Genomic DNA, 18,271 nt, shown 5'->3' on the forward strand with positions numbered 1-18,271 from the left:
AGATCGGCAATCGGTCACACGGTGTCACGTTCATATGGACCAAATGGGGAATGGAAGGTGAACAGCAGATGGACTGACGTGATGCGACGGGCCGGTCGCCGTCCGCAGCGGGCCTCAGCTGCGCTTCTCGCCGCGGGTCATCGCCAGCACGTCGAGCGCCCGGTCCAGCTCCTCCTCGGTGAGCGCACCGGACGCCACGTGCCCCCGCTCGATCACCACGTCCCGGATCGTCTTGCGCTCCTTGAGGGCCTGCTTGGCGACCGCGGCCGCCTCCTCGTAACCGATCTTCGAGTTCAGCGGCGTGACGATCGACGGCGAGGACTCGGCGTACTCCCGGGTCCGCTCCAGGTCGGCCTCCATCCCGTCGACGACCTTGTCGGCGAGCAGCCGGGACGCGTTCGTGAGCAGCCGCGCCGACTCCAGCACGTTGCGGGCCATCACCGGCATCATCACGTTCAGCTCCAGGTTGCCCTGGCTGCCGGAGAAGCCCACGGTGGCGTCGTTGCCCATCACCTGCGCGCAGACCATCATCGTGGCCTCGCAGATCACCGGGTTGACCTTGCCCGGCATGATCGAGCTGCCCGGCTGCAGGTCCGGCAGCCGGATCTCGGCGAGGCCGGTCCGCGGGCCCGAGGACAGCCAGCGCAGGTCGTTGGCGATCTTGTACAGGGAGACGGCCACGGTGCGCAGCGCGCCGGAGGCCTCCACGAGCCCGTCCCGGGAGCCCTGGGCCTCGATGTGGTCGGTCGCCTCCGCGAGCTGGTCCAGCCCGGTGGCCTCGCGCAGCTTCGCGACGACGGCCGCGCCGAACCCGGCGGGGGCGTTCAGCCCGGTCCCGACGGCGGTTCCCCCGATCGGCAGCATGGCGAGTCGGGGCAGCACGTCCCGTACCCGGTCGGCGCCGTAGCCGGCCTGGCTGGCCCAGCCGCCCGCCTCCTGCCCGAGGGTGATCGGGACGGCGTCCATCAGGTGCGTCCGGCCCGCCTTCACGACCTCCGCCCAGTCGGCGGCCCGCCGGCGCAGCGCCGCCTCGAGGTGCTCCAGTGCCGGGACGACGCCGGTCACCAGCGCCTCGGTCGCGGCCAGGTGGATCGTCGTGGGGAAGACGTCGTTCGACGACTGGGACGCGTTGACGTGGTCGTTCGGGTGGACGCCGAGGGCACCGTTCCCGGCGCGCTCGGCGAGCGTCGCGATCACCTCGTTGGCGTTCATGTTCGACGACGTGCCGGAGCCGGTCTGGAACACGTCGACCGGGAAGTGGTCGTCGTGGCGGCCCTCGGCGACCTCGTCGGCGGCGGCCGCGATGGCCGCCGCCGTGTCGCCGTCGAGCACGCCCAGCTCGCCGTTCACCCGGGCCGCCGCCGCCTTGACCAGGCCGAGCGCGCGGATCTGGGCGCGTTCGAGCGGGCGGTGAGAGATCGGGAAGTTCTCCACCGCCCGCTGCGTCTGGGCCCGCCAGAGCGCGGCCGCCGGGACCCGGACCTCACCCATGGTGTCGTGCTCGATGCGGTAGTCCTCGCTCATACGCGCAGGTCTACTCCACCGCGGCCGATTCCGCGCGCCCGGGCGAGGGTTGCCTCACCTGGCTACGGGAGGGGCGGTGCCTCGCCCTCCACGCCGTCGAAGTCGACCGAGGAGAACTCGCGCAGCTTGGTCAGCCGGTGGTAGCCGTCGATCAGCCGCACGGTGCCCGACTTCGACCGCATCACGATCGACTGCGTGGTCGCACCGCCGCCCCGGTAGTGGACGCCGCGCAGCAGCGACCCGTCGGTGATGCCGGTGGCGCAGAAGAACACGTTCTCCCCGCGGACGAGCTCCGCGGTGGTGAGCACCTTGTCGAGGTCGTGGCCGGCGGCGAGCGCCTTCTGACGCTCTTCGTCGTCCTTGGGCCACAGCCGGCCCTGGATCTCCCCGCCCATGCACTTCAGGGCGGCCGCGGTGATGATCCCCTCCGGGGTGCCGCCCACGCCGTAGAGCATGTCGACGCCCGAGGTCGGCCGGGCCGCGGCGATCGCGCCCGCGACGTCACCGTCGGAGATGAACGCGATCCGCGCGCCCGCCTCCCGGATCTCCTTGACGATCTGCTCGTGCCGCGGCCGGTCCAGCACGCACACGGTGACGTCGGCGACGTCGATGTGCTTGGCCCGCGCGACCCGCCGGATGTTCTCGGCGACCGGCGCGGTGATGTCGATGGCGTCCGCGGCCTCCGGCCCGACCGCGATCTTCTCCATGTAGAACACGGCGGACGGGTCGAACATGGCGTCCCGCTCGGCGACGGCGAGCACCGCAAGGGCGTTCGGCATGCCCTTGCTCATCAGGGTCGTGCCGTCGATCGGGTCCACGGCGACGTCGCAGAACGGGCCCTCGCCGTTCCCGACCTCCTCGCCGTTGAACAGCATCGGGGCCTCGTCCTTCTCTCCCTCGCCGATCACGACGACGCCGCGCATCGACACCGACGAGATCAGCTGGCGCATGGCGTCGACCGCCGCGCCGTCGCCGCCGTTCTTGTCGCCCTTGCCGACCCAGCGCCCGGCCGCCATCGCCGCGGCCTCGGTGACCCGGACCAGCTCCATCGCCAGGTTGCGGTCGGGCGCCTCACGGCGGCGGGGGGACGGGCTGGTGGACTCGCTCACGGACGTCTCCATTTCACGGCGGCGTGCTCGGTGAGCCCGATCCTCGCACGCGAGCCGGGCCGGGAGGAGGGATGAGCGACCGACGCCATGCCTGAGGGACCATGTGTCCGTGAGTCCGCGACCGGATCCGAGCAGGTCCCCCTCCGACGACGGCGCGCCCGCCCGCCGGGTCGGCCCGCGCCCGCTGCGCAAGCCCGAGCGCGGCGAGACGACGGTCCGCGACATGCTCGGCGCGCTGCTGATCCTCATCCCGGTCGGCCTGCTGCTGTTCTCGGTCGGCAACTCGTGCTCGTTCGCCCCCACCGGGCCGGTCGAGGACGCCGGTGCGGGCCCGCGCGTGAACGTCGACGCCCGGCTGGCCGAGTACGCCCGCGGCTCGGCGTTCCCGCTCCGGCTGCCGGACGTGCCGTTCCGGGCCAACTCCGCCAACCGGGGCCCGGTCGAGGGTGGCGGGACCGCGGTCCGGATCGGCTACGTCACCCCGGACGCCGACTACCTGAGCCTCGTGCAGACCGATGCCTCCACCGAGGGGATCCTCGTCACCGAGTCCGGCGTGTCCGGGCGCGGCGAGGGGCCGCCGCGGATGCAGGGCACCGTCGACGCGGGCGGGCTGACCTGGGAGGTCTACCGGCCCGAGGGCGGGGAGCCGTTCCGGGTCGCGACGCTGCCCGGCGCGCCCGAGGTGCGGGTGCTGGTGACCGGATCGGCGTCGGAGGAACGGTTCCGCACCCTGGCCGGCGCCCTGGTGCGGGCCCGGGTCCTGCCCGGTGGCGGCGCGACGCGCTGAGGACCGGTCAGCGGTCCGCCCGGTCCCGGGTCGGGTCGACCGCCAGCGCGAAGACGAGCCCACCCAGGGCCAGGACGCTGCCGAAGACGAGGAACGCAGCGGTGTAGCCGCTCCCGGGTGCGGCGCCGGCGTCGATCAGGTGACCGGCGACGAGCGGGCTGACGATGCCGGCGGCCGCCGAGGCCACCGTGATCATGGCGAGCGCGCCGGCCCGATGGGCCGTCGCGAACAGCTCCGACACGACGGGGAACGTCACCGTGTTCACCGCGACCGAGAAGCCGTACCCGAGCGTGACGGCGGCGACGGCGAGGATCGGCGCGTCGATGAGCGGGATGGCGGCCAGCACGAGTCCGGAGAGGAGCAGGCAGGTGCCACCGACCCGGCCGCGGCCGACCCGGCTCGACGCCCCGGACCGCATGAGCCGGTCGCCGATCCCGCCGATCAGGAACAGGGCCGCGACACCGACCACGCTGGGCAGGGCGAACAGCGTGCCGGCGGTCGCGGCCGAGAAGCCGAGGCCGTTCTGGAAGTAGGACGGCAACCAGGTGAAGACGACCGCCGCGAGCGCTCCCTGGGTGAACGTCGCGAACAGGCAGGCCAGCATGGTCGGCGTGAGCAGGCCGCGCATCCACCCGCGGTCCGCCGACGGGGCCGCACCGTCCGGACCGGCGTAGGGGCCGGTCCGTCCCACGAGGAACCACACTGCCGTCCAGGCCACGGCGACGACCCCGATCGCGACGAAGCCCGCCCGCCAGCCGAAGGCGACGACGAGCAGCGAGATCACCGGCAGGAGGGCGATCTTGGCGAAGGACGCTCCACTGGTGATCACCGCGGCGGGCAGTCCGCGCCGCCGGGCGGGGAACCAGGAGTACGCGGCGTTGTGCGCCAGGGGCACCGCCGGCCCCTCGGCGGTCCCGACCACGACCCGGCTCAGGACGAGCATGACCGCGCCGGCAGCGAGCGCGGCCGGGATCTGCCCCAGCGCACAGAGCGCTCCGCAGCCGAGCAGGACGACCCGGGTGGAGACGCGCCGGCCGGCCAGGGCGATGGCCAGGCAGCTGAGCATGGTCAGCAGGTAGGTGGCGCTGCTGATCATCCCGAACGTGGTCGCCGACAGGCCGAGCTCTCGCCGGACGGGGGTGGCGACGATGCCGAGCAGCCCCTTGTCGACGAACACCAGGACGTGGGCGCCGGCCGCCGCGCCGGTCACCGCCCACGGCTTCCATCTCGGGACGTCCCGGGCCGGGTCGTCCGCCGGGGTGGAACTGAGATCGGTCGTCATCGGCTCTCCTCGTCGAGCGGCCGCTCCGGTCGGTCCGGAGGCGGGGTGCGGTGCCCGGACCGGGGCCGGGCACGGTGGGGATCAGGGGGACGGGGCCAGCTGGGCGCCGCCGCACACGTGCAGGACCTCGCCGGTGACGAAGCCGGCGTCCTCCGAGGCGAGGTAGCCGACCGCGGTCGCCACGTCCTCCGGGGTCGCGAACCGGCGCAGCGGGGTCATGGCCAGGTGCGTGGCCTCGAACGCGGCGTACTCCTCCGGGCTGCGGCCCGCGCGGGTGAACGGGGTGGTGACCATGCTCGGGGCGACCGCGTTCACGGTGACCCCGAGCGGTGCGAGCTCCAGCGCGAGCGAGCGGGTGAGCCCGACGACCCCCGCCTTGGAGGTCGTGTAGGCGATCGGGCCACCGGACAGCCACGTCCGAGAGGTGATGTTCACGACGCGGCCTCCCGACCCCGCCGCACGCCATCCGGGAACCGCCTGCCGGCACAGCGACGTCGGCCCCCAGACGTTGACGGCCATCACCCGCTCCCAGTCCTCCCGGGTGAGCGCGTCCATGCCGCGCGGCGCGGTGACGGCCGCGTTGTTGACGATCACGTCGAGGCGGCCGAACCGGCGGCCGACCATCTCGATCAGCTCGGCGACGGAGTCGTCGTCGGCGATGTCGAGGTGGCAGGCCTCGAGCACGTCCGAGCCGGCGCATCGCTGCCGGGCCGCGTCGAGGTCGCGGTCGGCGAGGAGCACGACGTCGGCCCGCGTGGCCAGGTGCTCCCCGATCGCGGCGCCGATGGCGCCCGCGCCGCCGGTGACGACGGCGACCCGGCGCGCGGTCATCGGGCCACCGCCGCGGGCCGCCCGGCGCGGAGCGCCTCGACCCCGACCCGCAGCGCGGACGCGGGCGGGAGGTCGGCGGTGAAGTCCTCCAGGGACAGCCACCCCTGGTAGCCCCCGCGGTCCAGGGCGGTCCGGAGCGCGGGCAGGTCGAGCAGGCCGTCGTCCATCCGCGACCATTGCAGCCGCCACGGCCTTCCCGGGGACGAGGGCACCCACCGGGCGTTCTTGAGGTGCACGTGGGCGAGGTGCGGGCCGAGCAGCTCGACCGCGGTGTCGTGGTCCTCGTAGCCCTCCACCAGCAGGTTCCCCGCGTCGTAGATGACACCGACCCGTGCGGGGTCGGCGTGCCCGACGACCCGCCGGGTCAGCGAGGCGCTCGGACAGATCGTGCGTTGGTGCAGCTCGAGCAGGGCGCGGACGCCGTGGCGGCGGGAGATCGTCTCGAGGTCGTCGACGAAGCGGCGGGCGCGGTCGGCGAGCTCGTTCCACGGTGTCCCGTCGCGCCACGGGGCACGGAACCGGAACCAGGGGACACCCGCGTCCGCGGCGACGGCGGCCGCCTGCCCGGCCGTGGCGAGGTCACCGCACTCGACGTATGTGTCGAGGCCGATCACCTCCAGCCCGTGCCGACGGCAGCGGGCGGTGACCTCGGTGACCTCGTCGAACCGGAGGGTGCAGCGGTTGTCGGTGAAGACGTCCGTCCCGCGGCCCGCGCCGGTCTCGGTGACCCGCCACTCGATGCCGGTCACACCCTCCGCGGCCGCCACCGCGATCGCCTCGTCCGGGGAACGGTCGTGCAGCATGATCGAGCAGATGCCGATCGGGTTCGTCGTCGCCGCCGTCATGCCGTGAAGTGAACGCTCCCCGTGTTCGAGCTGTCCAAGACCGGCTGAGCCACCCCTGTCATGCCTCACAGGTATGGCCGGGCGCATACTTCGCCGGTGGAGCTGCGTCACATGCGGTACGTCCTGGCGGTCGCCCGGCACGGCTCGTTCAGCCGCGCGGCCGAAGCGCTCCTGGTCGCCCAGCCCGCGCTCAGCCGCCAGATCCGCGACGTCGAGGCCGAGATCGGCGAGACGCTGTTCGAGCGGGGCTCCACCGGGGCCACGGTGACGCCCGCCGGCCGGACGTTCGTCGCCCACGTCCGCCAGGTCGTCGCGCTCGCCGACGCGACCCGCGAGGTGGTCCGGGCGGAGTCCCCGCCGCGCGAGCTCGTCCACGTCGGGCTGCCGCCCGGCCTGTCGCCGCGGTGGACCGTGGCGGTCGGCCGCCGGCTGGTCTCGACGGTGCCGACCGCGTCCGTCCGGTTCGTCGAGGCCGGGAGCGCGGAACAGCTACGGCTGCTCGCCCGCGGCCGGCTAGACATCGCCGTGGTGCATCAGCTGCCGCCCGCGGACGTGCAGTCGCTCCTGCTGGCCACCGAACGGCTCGGCGTCGCGGTCCGGCCCGACCATCCGCTCGCCCGCGCGGACCGTTACCGGCTCGAGGACCTCGACGGCATGCGCATCCTGGTGCACTCGCGCGACCAGATCCCCACCCAGCAGGACGGCCTGCTGGCTGCCGCCGGCTCCGCCGGGATCGAACCCGAATGGATCTTTGCGCGGTTCGTCGAGCACGCGCGGGCGTGCGCCGAGGCCGCCGAGGCGGACGCGGTCATGGCCGGATCGCACACCGCGAACGCCCAGCTGGCCGGGTGGGTCTGGCGGCCCATCGAGGATCTCGATCTCGCCATGAGCACCTGGGTGGTCCGGCGCACCGATGCCCGCGACATCGTCTCGCCCGTGATCGCCGCCATCCGGGAGGCCGACCCGCCGCCGGGGAGCGACGGATCGGTGTCCCGGCGGTAGCGGCTCGCCGCCGGGCTCATCCCTCGCCGGGGTCGGCGGCGTCGGCGAGCTTCTCCTCGATCCGGGCGCGGGCCCCGGCGAGCTGGTCCTCGCAGCGCCGCGCCAGTGCCTCGCCGCGCTCCCACAGCGCGACGGACTCGTCCAGCCCGAGGCCGCCCACCTCCAGGGCGCGGACGACCTCGACGAGCTCGTCGCGGGCCTGCTCGTAGCCGAGGGTGTCGACGGCCGGTCGCTCGCTCATCCGGTCTCCTCCGGGGTGGTCGTGGGGGCGGGATCCGGCTGGTCGGCCGCGCCGGTCACGGTGGCGGCGACGGCGCCGTCGGCGACCCGGATCCGCAGCGCGGTGCCCGCGGGGGCGTCGGTGGCCGAGCGCAGCAGCGGCGGGACGTCGTGCCCGGTGCCGCTCAGCTGCACGATCGCGTAGCCGCGGGCCAGGGTGGCAGCCGGCCCCAGCGCGGAGAGCCGCGCCGTCAGGTGCTCCAGCTCCGCCGCCGAGCGGTCCAGCCGGCGCCGGACCGCCCGGTGCGCGGCGGCCCGGGCGTCGGCGACCTCGCGTTCCCGGGACTCGATCATCCGGAGCGGTTCGGCGAGCACCGGGCGGTGCCGCAGGTCGGCGAGCCGCCGCTGCTCGCGGTCCACCCAGCCGTGCAGGGCGCGGCGGGCCCGGTCGCGCAGCCCGGCGATCCGGGCGGTCTCCTCGGCCAGGTCCGGGACCAGGCTGCGGCCGGCCTCGGTCGGCGTCGAGCACCGGACGTCGGCGACGTGGTCGACCAGCGGGGTGTCCGGTTCGTGCCCGATCGCGGACACGACCGGTGTCCGGCACGCGGCGACCGCGCGGCACAGCGTCTCGTCGGAGAACGGCAGCAGGTCCTCCACGCTGCCGCCGCCGCGGGCCAGGACGATCACCTCGACGTCCGGGTCCCGGTCCAGCACGCGCAGCGCGTCGACGATCTGTTCCACTGCGAGCCCGCCCTGCACGGCGACGTTCTCGATCCGGAACCGCACCGCGGGCCAGCGGGCGGTCGCGTTGGTGACGACGTCGTGCTCGGCGGCCGAGTCCCGGCCGGTGACCAGGCCGATGGTCGTCGGGAGCAGCGGCGGCCGCCGCTTCAGCGCGGGGTCGAACAGTCCCTCCGCGGCGAGCAGGCGGCGCAGCCGCTCGATCCGGGCGAGCAGCTCACCGAGACCGACGGCGCGGATGCGGTCGACCCGCAGGCTCAGGGTGCCGCGGCCCAGGAAGAACGACGGCTTGCCGTGCACGATCACCCGGTTGCCCTCGCTCACCGCGCCACCGGAGTCGCGGACCAGCGCGGACGGGGCCGTGAGCTGGAGCGACACGTCGGCGGCCGGGTCGCGCAGGGTGAGGAACGCGGTGCCGGAGCGGGCGTTGACCTGGGCGAGCTGCCCCTCGACCCACACCGGCCCGAGCCGGTCCACCCACTCGGCGATCTTGCGGGCGACCGTGCGGACCGGCCAGGGGCTCTCCTCCGACGTCGGGGGGTTCACTTCTCCTGGGACAGCGTCGCGATCCGGTTCGTCAGCATCGTGACGTACGGCGGGCGGTTCTCGTGCGCCGTCTCCCAGGCCAGCAGGTCGGACAGATCGTCGATGCTCAGCGTGCGGAGCTTCCCGCGCAGCTGGGGGACCGTCAGCGTCGGGTACTCGGGGACGGCGTTCGGGGCGCTCGCGGTGGCCTCCGGCTGGTTCGACGCCGCGGCGGGCCGCTCGGACCGCGCGATCGGGATGCCGGAGCGTGCCGGGCGCAGCGCCGAGATACTGCCGTTGCGCGGCTCGTCGATACTGCTGCGGCGCGGCTCGTCGAGACTGCCGTTGCGCGGCTCGTCGCCGGCCGGGGCCGAGGTGACCGGCTCCGGGTCGGGGAGCCGGAGGTCGGTGTCGTCGGCGAGGTCGTCGTCGAACGTGGCCCAGCTCGGGACCTCGTCGCCCGCGCGCAGCGTGCCCAGGGCCCGGTCGCCCTTGATGGCCAGCTCGGTGATCCTCTGCTGCACGCGCATCGACACCTGCAGCGCCTGGCTGACCGCGGTCACCGGCAGCTCGACGGCGTGGCGGGGCAGGTCGCGGGCCTGCTCGACGGCCGTCACGACGAGGCCGGCGGCGATCCGCACGGGGAACGGCAGCGGTGACATGGGCGCCATTGTCCCCCGCGCCGGGTGCTCGTGTCGCGCCGGGCGGGTCGAGCGGGTCACGTGTCGCTGCCCGGTCCGATCGTGGTCCGTACGCTGGAGGCCATGTCCGGTTCTGCCAAGCAGGTCCTGCTCGCCAAGCCCCGCGGCTACTGCGCGGGCGTCGACCGTGCCGTCGAGGCGGTGGAGCAGGCCCTCGACAAGTACGGGGCCCCGGTGTACGTCCGCAAGGAGATCGTGCACAACAAGCACGTCGTGGAGACGCTGCGCGAGCGTGGCGCGATCTTCGTGGAGGAGGCCTCCGAGGTCCCCGAGGGTGCGCACGTGGTGTTCTCCGCACACGGTGTCTCGCCCGCGGTGCGGGACCAGGCGAAGGACCGGCAGCTGAGGACGATCGACGCGACCTGCCCGCTGGTGACCAAGGTGCACCAGGAGGCGAAGCGCTTCGCCCGCGAGGACTACGACATCCTGTTGGTCGGGCACGCCGGGCACGAGGAGGTCGAGGGCACCTCCGGTGAGGCGCCGGAGCACATCCAGCTCGTCGAGTCGGCCGCCGACGTGGACAAGGTCACCGTCCGGGACCCGGACAAGGTGGTCTGGCTGTCGCAGACCACGCTCTCGGTCGACGAGACGATGGAGACCGTGCGTGCGCTGCGCGAGCGGTTCCCGAAGCTGCAGAACCCACCGTCGGACGACATCTGCTACGCCACCCAGAACCGTCAGGTGGCTGTGAAGACGATGGCACCGCGGTGCGACCTGGTGCTGGTCGTCGGCTCGCGGAACTCGTCGAACTCGGTGCGGCTGGTCGAGGTCGCGCTCGGCGCCGGCGCCGGTGCCGCCCATCTGATCGACTACGCCAAGGAGATCGACGAGTCCTGGCTCGACGGCGTCGACACGGTCGGCGTGACCAGCGGTGCCTCGGTGCCGGAGGTATTGGTGCGGGGCGTCGTCGAGCACCTCGCCGAGCGCGGTTTCGGCTCGGTGGAGGAGGTCGACACCGCCGAGGAGACGCTGGTCTTCTCGCTGCCCCGCGAGCTGCGCCCGCCGCGCCCCGCCGCCACGCACTGACCCTGGCGATCACGAACGGCCCCGGACCTGCGCGGTCCGGGGCCGTTCGTCGTGGTGGTCGTCAGGCGCGGTCGGCGTGCACCTGCTTGGCCGAGACGACCTGGACCTGGTCGCCGATCTGCAGGTGGTTGAACCAGGTGATCGCGTTGTCCCGGGTGAGCCGCACGCAGCCGGCGGACGGGGCGTCGACCCGGCCCTCGTGGAACGCGATACCACCGTCCTGGAAGAACACCGACCAGGGCATCGGGGCGGGCTCGCCGTTCGTGGCGGTGTACTCGCCGCTGTGGTGCAGCTGCTCCTTGCGGTACACACGCAGCGAGTGCCCGATCGGGGTCTCCTTGCCCGGGCCGCCGGTCGCGACCGGCACCGGGCCGTGGGCGATCTTGCCCTCGTGGAACAGCCAGGACCGCTTCGTGTCGAGGTCGACGCACGCCCGCGCGGTGACCGTGCAGGGGGTGCCGGGGACCAGCGGCTGGTCGCGGAACGCCTGCGCCGCAGGGGTGGAGGCCAGCGCCGTGCCGGCACCGATCAGCGCGACGGCCGTCGCCACGAGCGCGACGAGGACCGCGGGCCGGGGGAAGCGGGTGCTCCGGGTGGTGGACATCGTTCTCCAGGTCGTGCGGCGGGGGAGCGGCGGGGTTCGGGGCCTGCCCTCGCTAGATGTGACGCCCGGGTGGGCGCCAGGTTGCCTCGATTCTCCGGACAGATCGTCGGCCCGGTCGAGCCGGGGTCGGTGCGGGCGGTTCACCTGCGACGACGCGGACGACCGGGTCGAGTCGCCCGAGCCCGGACGTGCCGCACCCTCCCTCGGCGTGCCGCACCCCGCCCGTGAGGTGCGGCACGCCGTGACGGGGTGCGGCAGGTGTGCGGGCGCCGGGTCACCCCGGCCGGCCGCGCGGGCCCCGGGCCGGGGTCACGAGGAGCGGCGGCGTGTCCGGTCGGGTGCGCCGTCGCGAGCCGGGGACGTCCCGCGTGTCGTGGAGGCTCCGCTGCGCGTCCCGGACGCCCCGCCGTGCGTCGCAGCCGACGGGCGCCCGCCCGCGCTGTCGCCGGAGGCGCGGCCGCGCCCGCCGCTCCGCCCGGGTACACGGTCGCGGTTGCCGGTCGCCCCGGGCGCCCGGCCACGGCTGTCGGCTCCGGAAGCACGGTCGTGGCTGTCGGCCCCGGATGCCCGGCCACCTCGGTCGGCTCCGGAAGCACGGTCGCGGCGGTCGGCCCCCGAGGCACGGTCGCGGTCGCCTTCGGAAGCCCGGCTCCGGTTCCCGGCTCCGCGGGCACGGTCGCGGTCGCCCTCGGGAGCGCGGTTCCGGTTCCCGGCGGGCCGGGCCCGGTCGCCGGGGCCGCCGCCGGCCCGTGCCCGGCCCGCCGGGCGGGAACCCGGGCGCGGGCTCCGCGGACCGTCCGGGTCGTGCCCGCCGGGGTCCCGGCCGAGCCGGCTACGCAGCCGCCCGACAGCGTCGTCCGGGCCGAGCCGCTGGCGCACCAGCCGGAACGCGGTGAGGAGCAGGACGGCCGCCGTCGTCACCGCCATCGCCGGGAAGGCGTTGATCAGCGGGGCACCCGCCAGCAGCACGCTCTGGGCGGACAGCCCGCCCGACGGCGCGCCGATCAGCACCGCCATCAGCGGCACGACCACGGCGAGCAGCAGCGGCGGCTGCACCGCGGGCAGGAAGATGCCGCGCCGGCGTACCCAGCCCACCGCGAGCACGCAGCCGAGCAGGTAGCCGATCTCGAAGACCCGGCCGACGGTGCCGATCCGCAGCAGGTCCACGAACACGCCGAGGGCCGTGGCCCCGACGGCCAGGCCGACCGCGGCCACCGGCGGGATGCCGAGCACCGGCCGGAGCAGCGACCGCTCCCGGACCGGCCAGCCACCCCGCCCGGGAGCGGGCGGCCGGGACGACGTCCCGCCGGGCCGGCGGGCCGAGCTCGTACGGGCGGCGGTCACCCGGTCAGCCTAACTCCCCCCGTCGCAGCGAGCCGGACCCCTCGGCCGGGGCCCCGCCGCCGTCACCGGACGGGGCGACGCGGGCGCCGTCCGGCCGGGCCGGGTCCGGCTGCGCGACGCCCGACCACGGTCCGCGGCCCCGCTCGCCGGCCTCGCCGGCCCGCCCGAGGTCCTCCAGCGACACGAGCGACTCCCCGGCGGAGGCCACGAGCTCGGGGGCGGAGATCCCACGCGGGGTGCGGTCGACCGTGGACGGCCCGTCGAGCTCGGCGTCGGTGACCTGGAGCTCGGTGAACTTGCGGGCACTGACCAGCACCCGGGCCTCGAGCGACGACACCGTGCGGTTGTAGCTCTCCACCACCGAGTCGAGGCTGCGGCCCAGCTTGGCGACGTGCGTGCCCATGGTGGCGAGCCGGCCGTGCAGCTCGCGGCCGAGCTTGTGCACCTGCGCGGCGTTGCGGGCCAGCGCCTCCTGCTTCCAGCCGTAGGCGACCGTGCGCAGCAGCGCGACCAGCGTGGTCGGGGTCGCGAGCACGACGTTGCGGCCGAACGCGTGCTCCAGCAGCCCGGGGTCCGAGCGCAGGGCCGCCTCCAGGAACGGGTCCCCGGGCACGAACAGCACCACGAACTCCGGCGTCGGCTCGAACGCCTCCCAGTACGCCTTCCCCGCCAGCTGGTCCACGTGGGTGCGCAGCTGGCGGGCGTGCGCGGTCAGCTTCCGGGCGTGGACGTCCGGGTCCGCCTCCTCGACCGCCTCCAGGTAGGCCGCGAACGGCACCTTCGCGTCCACCACGATCTGCTTGCCGCCCGCGAGCCGCACCAGCATGTCCGGGCGGACCCCGCCGTCCTCGCCGTCCGCGACGACCTGGGTGGAGAAGTCGCAGTGCTCGACCATCCCGGCCATCTCGGCGACCCGCTGCAGTTGCATCTCGCCCCACCGCCCGCGGACCTGCGGGGCCCGCAGCGCGTTCACCAGGGCCCGCGTCTCGGTGCCGAGCTTCTCCGAGCTCGTGGCCATCGCCCGGACCTGCTCGCGCAGCCCCGCGTAGGCCGACTCGCGTTCCTTCTCCACGGACCGCAGCTGGCCCTCGACGCGGCCGAGCGCCGTCGTGACCGGGTCGAGCAGCTGCTCGACGGCCTTGGCCCGGGCCTCCTCGTCGCCCTGGACCCGCTCCGACAGCGCGGCCGTCGCCTCCTTGAGCCGACTCTCGGCGAGCGCCACGAACGCCTCGTTGTTGCGGGCCAGCGCGTCCTGCGACAGCGCGGCGAACGAGTCCTTCATCCCGGCCTCGGCCTCCGCGCGGGCCTGCCGCTCGGCCCGCAGCGCCGCGGTCGCGCCCGCGGCCTCGGACTCGGCGCGCCGGGCCCGCGCGGTGGCGTCCTCGAGGGACTCGTGCAGCTCCTCGATGCGCTCCAGCAACCCGGTCCGCTCGGCACGCAGGCCGGCCGCGTCGGCCCGGGTGGTCGCGGCGGTGTTCGCGGCGACCCGGGCCGCCTCCGCCGCCTCGGCCCGGAACCGGGCGGCGGCGAGCAGCCAGGTGACGACGGCGGCGACGGCCGCACCGAACAGCGTCCCGGCGAGCAGGCTGATGGCATCCACGTCGCGCAGCGTGCACCCGACCCCTGACAGTCACGGCGAACCCGCAGGCCGCGGGCGTGTCCGGGGCCGGCTCAGCCCGCCTCGTGGTCGAGCAGCCACCGCTTCACCGGCAGCCCCCAGCGGAAGCCGCCGAGCGAGCCGTCGGTGCGCAGCACCCGGTGGCAGGGCACGAACAGGGCCGCGGCGTTGTGCGCGCACGCCCCGGCCGCCGCCCGGACGGCGGCCGGGCGTCCCGTCTTCCCGGCGTAGCCGGTGTAGGTGACCGGGGCGCCGGCCGGGACCGTCCGCAGCACCTCCCAGGCGTGCTCGCGGTACGGGCCGGAGCGCTGCCGGACCGGGACGTCGTCGATCGCCGTCAGGTCGCCGCCGAGGTAGCGGTCGAGCGCCTCGCCGACCGGCCCGAGATCGCCCTCGGTGACCTCGTCCGGGGCGAGCGAGTCGTGGATGAGCGGCAGCAGGTCGTCCACCGACGCGGTCCAGCCCGAGGCGAGGACGTACCCGTCGGCGTCGACGACGGCGGTGAACGGGCCGGCCGGGGTGGGCCGGGTCGCGAAGACGGCGGTGGTCATGCGTTCCTCCGATCGGCGGGCACGGCGGCCCGCCACAGGTGGGTGGCGGCGTAGGACCGCCAGGGGGCCCAGGCGGTGGATCGCGCCACGAGCGCGTCCTCGTCACCGGGCAGGCCGAGCGCCGCGGCCCCGCGGCGCACCGCGAGGTCGGACGCCAGCAGCTCGTCGGGCTCGCCCAGCACCCGCATCGCCAGGTAGCCGGCGCTCCACGGCCCGATCCCGGGCAGCGCCCGCAGCTCGGCGCGCAACGCGGCGGGATCCCGGCCGGCGTCGAGGATCAGCTCACCGGACGCGAGCGCCGCGCACAGCCGGCGCAGCGACGTCGCCCGCCGTGCGGGACCGGCGAGTTCCACGCCGGCGAGCGTCTCCGGAGCCGGGAACAGCAGGTCGGGGCCGTCGTCGTCGTGGAGCGCGGCCGGCAGCGGCGTCCCGTGCGCGACGGCCAGCCGGGACGCCGCGGTCCGCGCCGCCGCCACCGACACCTGCTGGCCCAGCACCGTGCGGACCGCGGTCTCTGCCGGGTCCGCGGTCCCGGCCAGCCGGATGCCCGGTGTGGCCGCGACCAGCGGTGCGAGGACCGGGTCGGTGGCGAGGGCAGTGTCGATCGCGAGCGGGTCCGCGTCGAGGTCGAGCAGCCGGCGCAGCCGGGACACGGCCGGCCCGATGTCGCGCGGGTCGGCGGTCCGCAGCGTCGCGAGCACCGCGCCGGGCCGTGCGGTCAGGTCCAGCGCGACGGCGGCGGGGCCGTGCGGCAGCCGCAGCGTGCGCCGGTAGACACCGCCGTCGACCTGCTCGACCCGGTCGACCGCCCGTGCCGCCAGGTGCTCCAGCAGCCCGTGCGGATCGAACGGCGCCCGGTACGGCAACCGGAGCGTGATCGTTCCGGGGCCGGCCTGCGGGGTGCCCCGCCGCCGGGCCGCCTCGGCCCGCAGCCGCGAGGGCGGCACCCCGTACACGGCGCGGACGGTGTCGTTGAACTGGCGGACGCTACCGAACCCGGCCGCGAACGCGACGTCCGCGAGCCCGAGCGGGGTCGTCTCCACCAGCACGCGGGCGGTGTGCGCTCGCTGCGCGCGGGCCAGGGCGAGCGGGCCGGCGCCGAGCTCGGCGGACAGGATCCGGCCGAGCTGGCGCGGCGAGTACCCGAGCCGCGCGGCGAGCCCGGGCACCCCCTCCCGTTCGACGACGCCGTCGGCGATCAGCCGCATCGCCCGCCCGGCCGCGTCGGCCCGCAGGTTCCACTCGGGTGATCCCGGGACGGCGTCCGGCAGGCAGCGCCGGCACGCCCGGTACCCGGCCGACTGGGCGGCCGCCGCGGTCCGCAGGAACTCGACGTTGCGCGCCTTCGGCGGCGGTACCGGGCAGGACGGCCGGCAGTAGATGCCGGTGGTGCGCACAGCCGTGACGAACTGGCCGTCGAACCGCGCGTCCTTGGCGGCGACGGCGCGGTAGCAGGTGTCGTGGTCGAGCAGCACGGCATCGACTCTGCCACCGCGCCGCGGCGCGGACTCGCGGGAATCGGTCGCGGGTGTCGGTCAGTTCCGGCGGCACATCGAGCCGGAGATCCAGCCCTGCCGGCAGGCGTACTCGACCTGCTGCTCGCGCTCCTCGGCGTTGTCCGGGGCGCCGCGGGGCGGCGTGCCGCCGTCGTCGTCGCGGTCCGGCTGCGGCCGGCTCGGCCGCTCCGCGCCGCCGTCGGAGCCGCCGCCGGAGCCGCCCGTGCCGCCCGAGCCGCCCGAGCCGCCGGAGCCCGAGCCGCCGGAGTCACGGGAGCCGTCCGAGCCGCCGGAGGCGCTGCCGGACCCGTCCGCGGATCCACGGCCCGAGCCGGACGACCCCGAACCGGAGCCGCCGGAACCGGAGGATCCCGAACCGTCGGGCGCCGGGTCAGCGGAACCGGTCTCCGGGGCCGGCGGTGCGGGCGCGGGCGGCGGGAGGACCGGCGGCGCCGGCGGGGGCGGGGCGGATGTCGCGGGCGGCCGGGGCGGCAGCGCCGGCGCGTCGGACCCGGTCGACGTCAGCGACACCGCCGACACGGTGCCGGCGGTGGCGAGCACCGCCACTCCTGCGGTCAGCAGCGCGTGCATTCCCGGCAGGCGCATGAATCCCCCTCGGTCTCGGCACGGTGGTCCCGGCCCGCGTCGGGCGTGCGCCCGGACGGGTGAGGCGCCCCGGCCGTACCGGCGAACGATGCGCCACGACCGGGTGCTCGGCGTAGTATGGCGTACGCCTCTCGGAGTAGTGACGGCGACGGTCGGTGACGTGCCGGGCTCACCTGTCGATCGCCGCCGATCCCGCGTCGCCGCACGGGTTCGGTGCCCGCCGCACAGGCCACGACTTGTGCGGCGCCCGCCCAGCCTGTGCGGCACCCGGTCAACCCGTGCGGCGCCGCCCACACCGGTGCGCGGTGCCGGCCACCGGCTCGAACCGGGCCGGTGCGCGCGACTACCCTGGTCGTCCGTGTCCCTCACCCTCGGCATCGTCGGTCTGCCCAACGTCGGCAAGTCGACCCTGTTCAACGCGCTGACCCGGAACGACGTCCTCGCCGCGAACTACCCGTTCGCCACGATCGAGCCGAACGTCGGGGTGGTGCCGCTGCCGGACTCCCGCCTGGAGAAGCTGGCCGAGATCTTCGGTTCCGAGAAGATCCTCCCGGCGACGGTGTCGTTCGTCGACATCGCCGGCATCGTCAAGGGGGCCTCCGAGGGCGCGGGCCTGGGCAACAAGTTCCTCGCGAACATCCGCGAGTCCGACGCGATCTGCCAGGTCGTGCGGGTCTTCGACGACCCGGACGTGGTGCACGTCGACGGCCGGATCGACGCCGCGAGCGACATCGAGACGATCGCGACCGAGCTGGTCCTCGCCGACCTGCAGACCCTGGACAGGGCGCTGCCACGGCTGGAGAAGGAGGCGCGCACGCACAAGGACCGGCGCCCGGCGCTGGAGGCCGCGCAGCAGGCCCGGGCCGTCCTCGACGAGGGCAGGACGCTGTTCCAGGCCGGTGTCGACCCGGAGCCGCTGCGCGAGCTGACCCTGCTCACCACGAAGCCGTTCCTCTACGTGTTCAACGCCGACGAGGCCGTCCTGTCCGACGAGACCCGCCGCAAGGAGCTCACCGACCTGGTCTCCCCGGCGCAGGCCGTGTTCCTGGACGCCAAGGTCGAGGCCGAGCTGCTGGAGCTGGACGAGGAGTCCGCCGCCGAGCTGCTGGCGTCCATCGGGCAGGACGAGCCCGGCCTGGCCCAGCTGGCCCGGGCCGGTTTCTCCACCCTGGGGCTGCAGACCTACCTGACCGCCGGGCCGAAGGAGGCCCGCGCGTGGACGATCCCGCAGGGCGCCACCGCCCCGCAGGCCGCCGGCGTGATCCACACCGACTTCGAGCGGGGCTTCATCAAGGCCGAGATCGTGTCCTACGACGATCTCGTCGCCGCGGGTTCGATGAACGCCGCCAAGGCCGCCGGGAAGGTCCGGATGGAGGGTAAGGACTACGTCATGCGGGACGGCGACGTGGTGGAGTTCCGGTTCAACGTGTAGCCGGGAGCGTTCGCGCGCTGGTCATCGG

18 protein-coding genes are annotated in these 18,271 nt (G+C 75.1%); 4 read left to right on the forward strand and 14 right to left on the reverse strand.

All coding sequences use genetic code 11. The features are described 5' to 3' along the window. Positions 1 to 114: 114 nt before the first annotated feature. Together H7X46_RS03505 and glpX are read right to left on the reverse strand one after the other, a co-directional pair. A complete protein-coding gene (locus H7X46_RS03505) occupies positions 115 to 1,524 on the reverse strand; it encodes an aspartate ammonia-lyase (protein WP_186358027.1) in 1,410 nt (469 codons plus the stop codon). A gap of 62 nt (positions 1,525 to 1,586) precedes the next feature. Then, on the reverse strand, positions 1,587 to 2,645 hold the full coding sequence (glpX, locus tag H7X46_RS03510) for a class II fructose-bisphosphatase (RefSeq protein ID WP_186358028.1): 1,059 nt from the start codon (positions 2,643 to 2,645) through the stop codon (positions 1,587 to 1,589). Positions 2,646 to 2,742: 97 nt separating this feature from the next. On the opposite strand from glpX, the gene H7X46_RS03515 reads away from it, so the two are divergent. Beyond that, the gene (locus H7X46_RS03515; protein ID WP_186358029.1) at positions 2,743 to 3,420 is read left to right on the forward strand and encodes a DUF4245 domain-containing protein; all 678 of its coding nucleotides are present in this window, start codon (positions 2,743 to 2,745) and stop codon (positions 3,418 to 3,420) included. Between the two features lie 7 nt (positions 3,421 to 3,427). Here the strand turns inward: H7X46_RS03515 and H7X46_RS03520 are convergent, their stop codons facing one another. The 3 genes from H7X46_RS03520 to H7X46_RS03530 form a co-directional block, all read right to left on the reverse strand. Then, positions 3,428 to 4,702, reverse strand: a complete 1,275-nt coding sequence (locus tag H7X46_RS03520) for an MFS transporter (protein WP_186358030.1) — start codon at positions 4,700 to 4,702, stop codon at positions 3,428 to 3,430. An 81-nt stretch (positions 4,703 to 4,783) separates the two neighbouring features. Beyond that, positions 4,784 to 5,533, reverse strand: coding sequence for an SDR family NAD(P)-dependent oxidoreductase (locus H7X46_RS03525; RefSeq protein ID WP_186358031.1), 750 nt, complete (start codon positions 5,531 to 5,533; stop codon positions 4,784 to 4,786). Further along, positions 5,530 to 6,378 carry a sugar phosphate isomerase/epimerase gene (locus H7X46_RS03530; protein WP_186358032.1) on the reverse strand — a complete coding sequence of 283 codons (849 nt, stop codon included), beginning with the start codon at positions 6,376 to 6,378 and terminating at the stop codon, positions 5,530 to 5,532. The genes H7X46_RS03525 and H7X46_RS03530 overlap by 4 nt, the downstream gene beginning before the upstream one ends. 96 nt (positions 6,379 to 6,474) lie before the next feature. Here H7X46_RS03530 and H7X46_RS03535 point away from each other — a divergent pair, with 96 nt between their 5' ends. Further along, entirely contained in the window at positions 6,475 to 7,380 is a 906-nt protein-coding gene (locus tag H7X46_RS03535) for a LysR family transcriptional regulator (RefSeq protein ID WP_186358033.1), read from the forward strand. Positions 7,381 to 7,396: 16 nt separating this feature from the next. On the opposite strand, the gene H7X46_RS03540 is transcribed toward H7X46_RS03535, so the two are convergent. The 3 genes from H7X46_RS03540 to H7X46_RS03550 are packed head-to-tail and all read right to left on the reverse strand — an operon-like array spanning position 7,397 to position 9,527. Next, positions 7,397 to 7,621 carry an exodeoxyribonuclease VII small subunit gene (locus H7X46_RS03540; protein ID WP_186358034.1) on the reverse strand — a complete coding sequence of 75 codons (225 nt, stop codon included), beginning with the start codon at positions 7,619 to 7,621 and terminating at the stop codon, positions 7,397 to 7,399. Continuing rightward, positions 7,618 to 8,886, reverse strand: coding sequence for an exodeoxyribonuclease VII large subunit (gene xseA, locus H7X46_RS03545; RefSeq protein WP_186358035.1), 1,269 nt, complete (start codon positions 8,884 to 8,886; stop codon positions 7,618 to 7,620). Before xseA ends, H7X46_RS03540 begins: the two co-directional genes overlap by 4 nt. After that, on the reverse strand, positions 8,883 to 9,527 hold the full coding sequence (locus tag H7X46_RS03550) for a lipid droplet-associated protein (protein WP_186358036.1): 645 nt from the start codon (positions 9,525 to 9,527) through the stop codon (positions 8,883 to 8,885). The genes xseA and H7X46_RS03550 overlap by 4 nt, the downstream gene beginning before the upstream one ends. A gap of 102 nt (positions 9,528 to 9,629) precedes the next feature. On the opposite strand from H7X46_RS03550, the gene H7X46_RS03555 reads away from it, so the two are divergent. Next, entirely contained in the window at positions 9,630 to 10,592 is a 963-nt protein-coding gene (locus tag H7X46_RS03555; RefSeq protein WP_186358037.1) for a 4-hydroxy-3-methylbut-2-enyl diphosphate reductase, read from the forward strand. 61 nt (positions 10,593 to 10,653) lie between these two features. Here H7X46_RS03555 and H7X46_RS03560 read toward each other — a convergent pair whose 3' ends face one another. From H7X46_RS03560 to H7X46_RS03585, 6 genes are all read right to left on the reverse strand, one after another. Then, positions 10,654 to 11,196 carry a L,D-transpeptidase gene (locus H7X46_RS03560; protein WP_186358038.1) on the reverse strand — a complete coding sequence of 181 codons (543 nt, stop codon included), beginning with the start codon at positions 11,194 to 11,196 and terminating at the stop codon, positions 10,654 to 10,656. 309 nt (positions 11,197 to 11,505) lie between these two features. Further along, positions 11,506 to 12,540, reverse strand: coding sequence for a DUF6542 domain-containing protein (locus H7X46_RS03565; RefSeq protein WP_186358039.1), 1,035 nt, complete (start codon positions 12,538 to 12,540; stop codon positions 11,506 to 11,508). Between the two features lie 4 nt (positions 12,541 to 12,544). Continuing rightward, positions 12,545 to 14,140: a DNA recombination protein RmuC gene (gene rmuC / locus H7X46_RS03570; protein WP_370588588.1), complete on the reverse strand. Its 1,596-nt coding sequence runs from the start codon at positions 14,138 to 14,140 to the stop codon at positions 12,545 to 12,547. A gap of 71 nt (positions 14,141 to 14,211) precedes the next feature. Further along, entirely contained in the window at positions 14,212 to 14,709 is a 498-nt protein-coding gene (locus tag H7X46_RS03575; protein WP_186358040.1) for a methylated-DNA--[protein]-cysteine S-methyltransferase, read from the reverse strand. Beyond that, positions 14,706 to 16,184, reverse strand: coding sequence for an AlkA N-terminal domain-containing protein (locus H7X46_RS03580; RefSeq protein ID WP_186358041.1), 1,479 nt, complete (start codon positions 16,182 to 16,184; stop codon positions 14,706 to 14,708). The genes H7X46_RS03575 and H7X46_RS03580 overlap by 4 nt, the downstream gene beginning before the upstream one ends. A gap of 60 nt (positions 16,185 to 16,244) precedes the next feature. Then, entirely contained in the window at positions 16,245 to 16,811 is a 567-nt protein-coding gene (locus H7X46_RS03585; protein ID WP_186358042.1) for a hypothetical protein, read from the reverse strand. Between the two features lie 358 nt (positions 16,812 to 17,169). On the opposite strand from H7X46_RS03585, the gene ychF reads away from it, so the two are divergent. Beyond that, positions 17,170 to 18,243, forward strand: coding sequence for a redox-regulated ATPase YchF (gene ychF, locus H7X46_RS03590; RefSeq protein WP_186358043.1), 1,074 nt, complete (start codon positions 17,170 to 17,172; stop codon positions 18,241 to 18,243). Positions 18,244 to 18,271: the final 28 nt, after the last annotated feature.

The organism is Pseudonocardia sp. C8, assembly GCF_014267175.1.
Lineage (GTDB): Bacteria > Actinomycetota > Actinomycetes > Mycobacteriales > Pseudonocardiaceae > Pseudonocardia.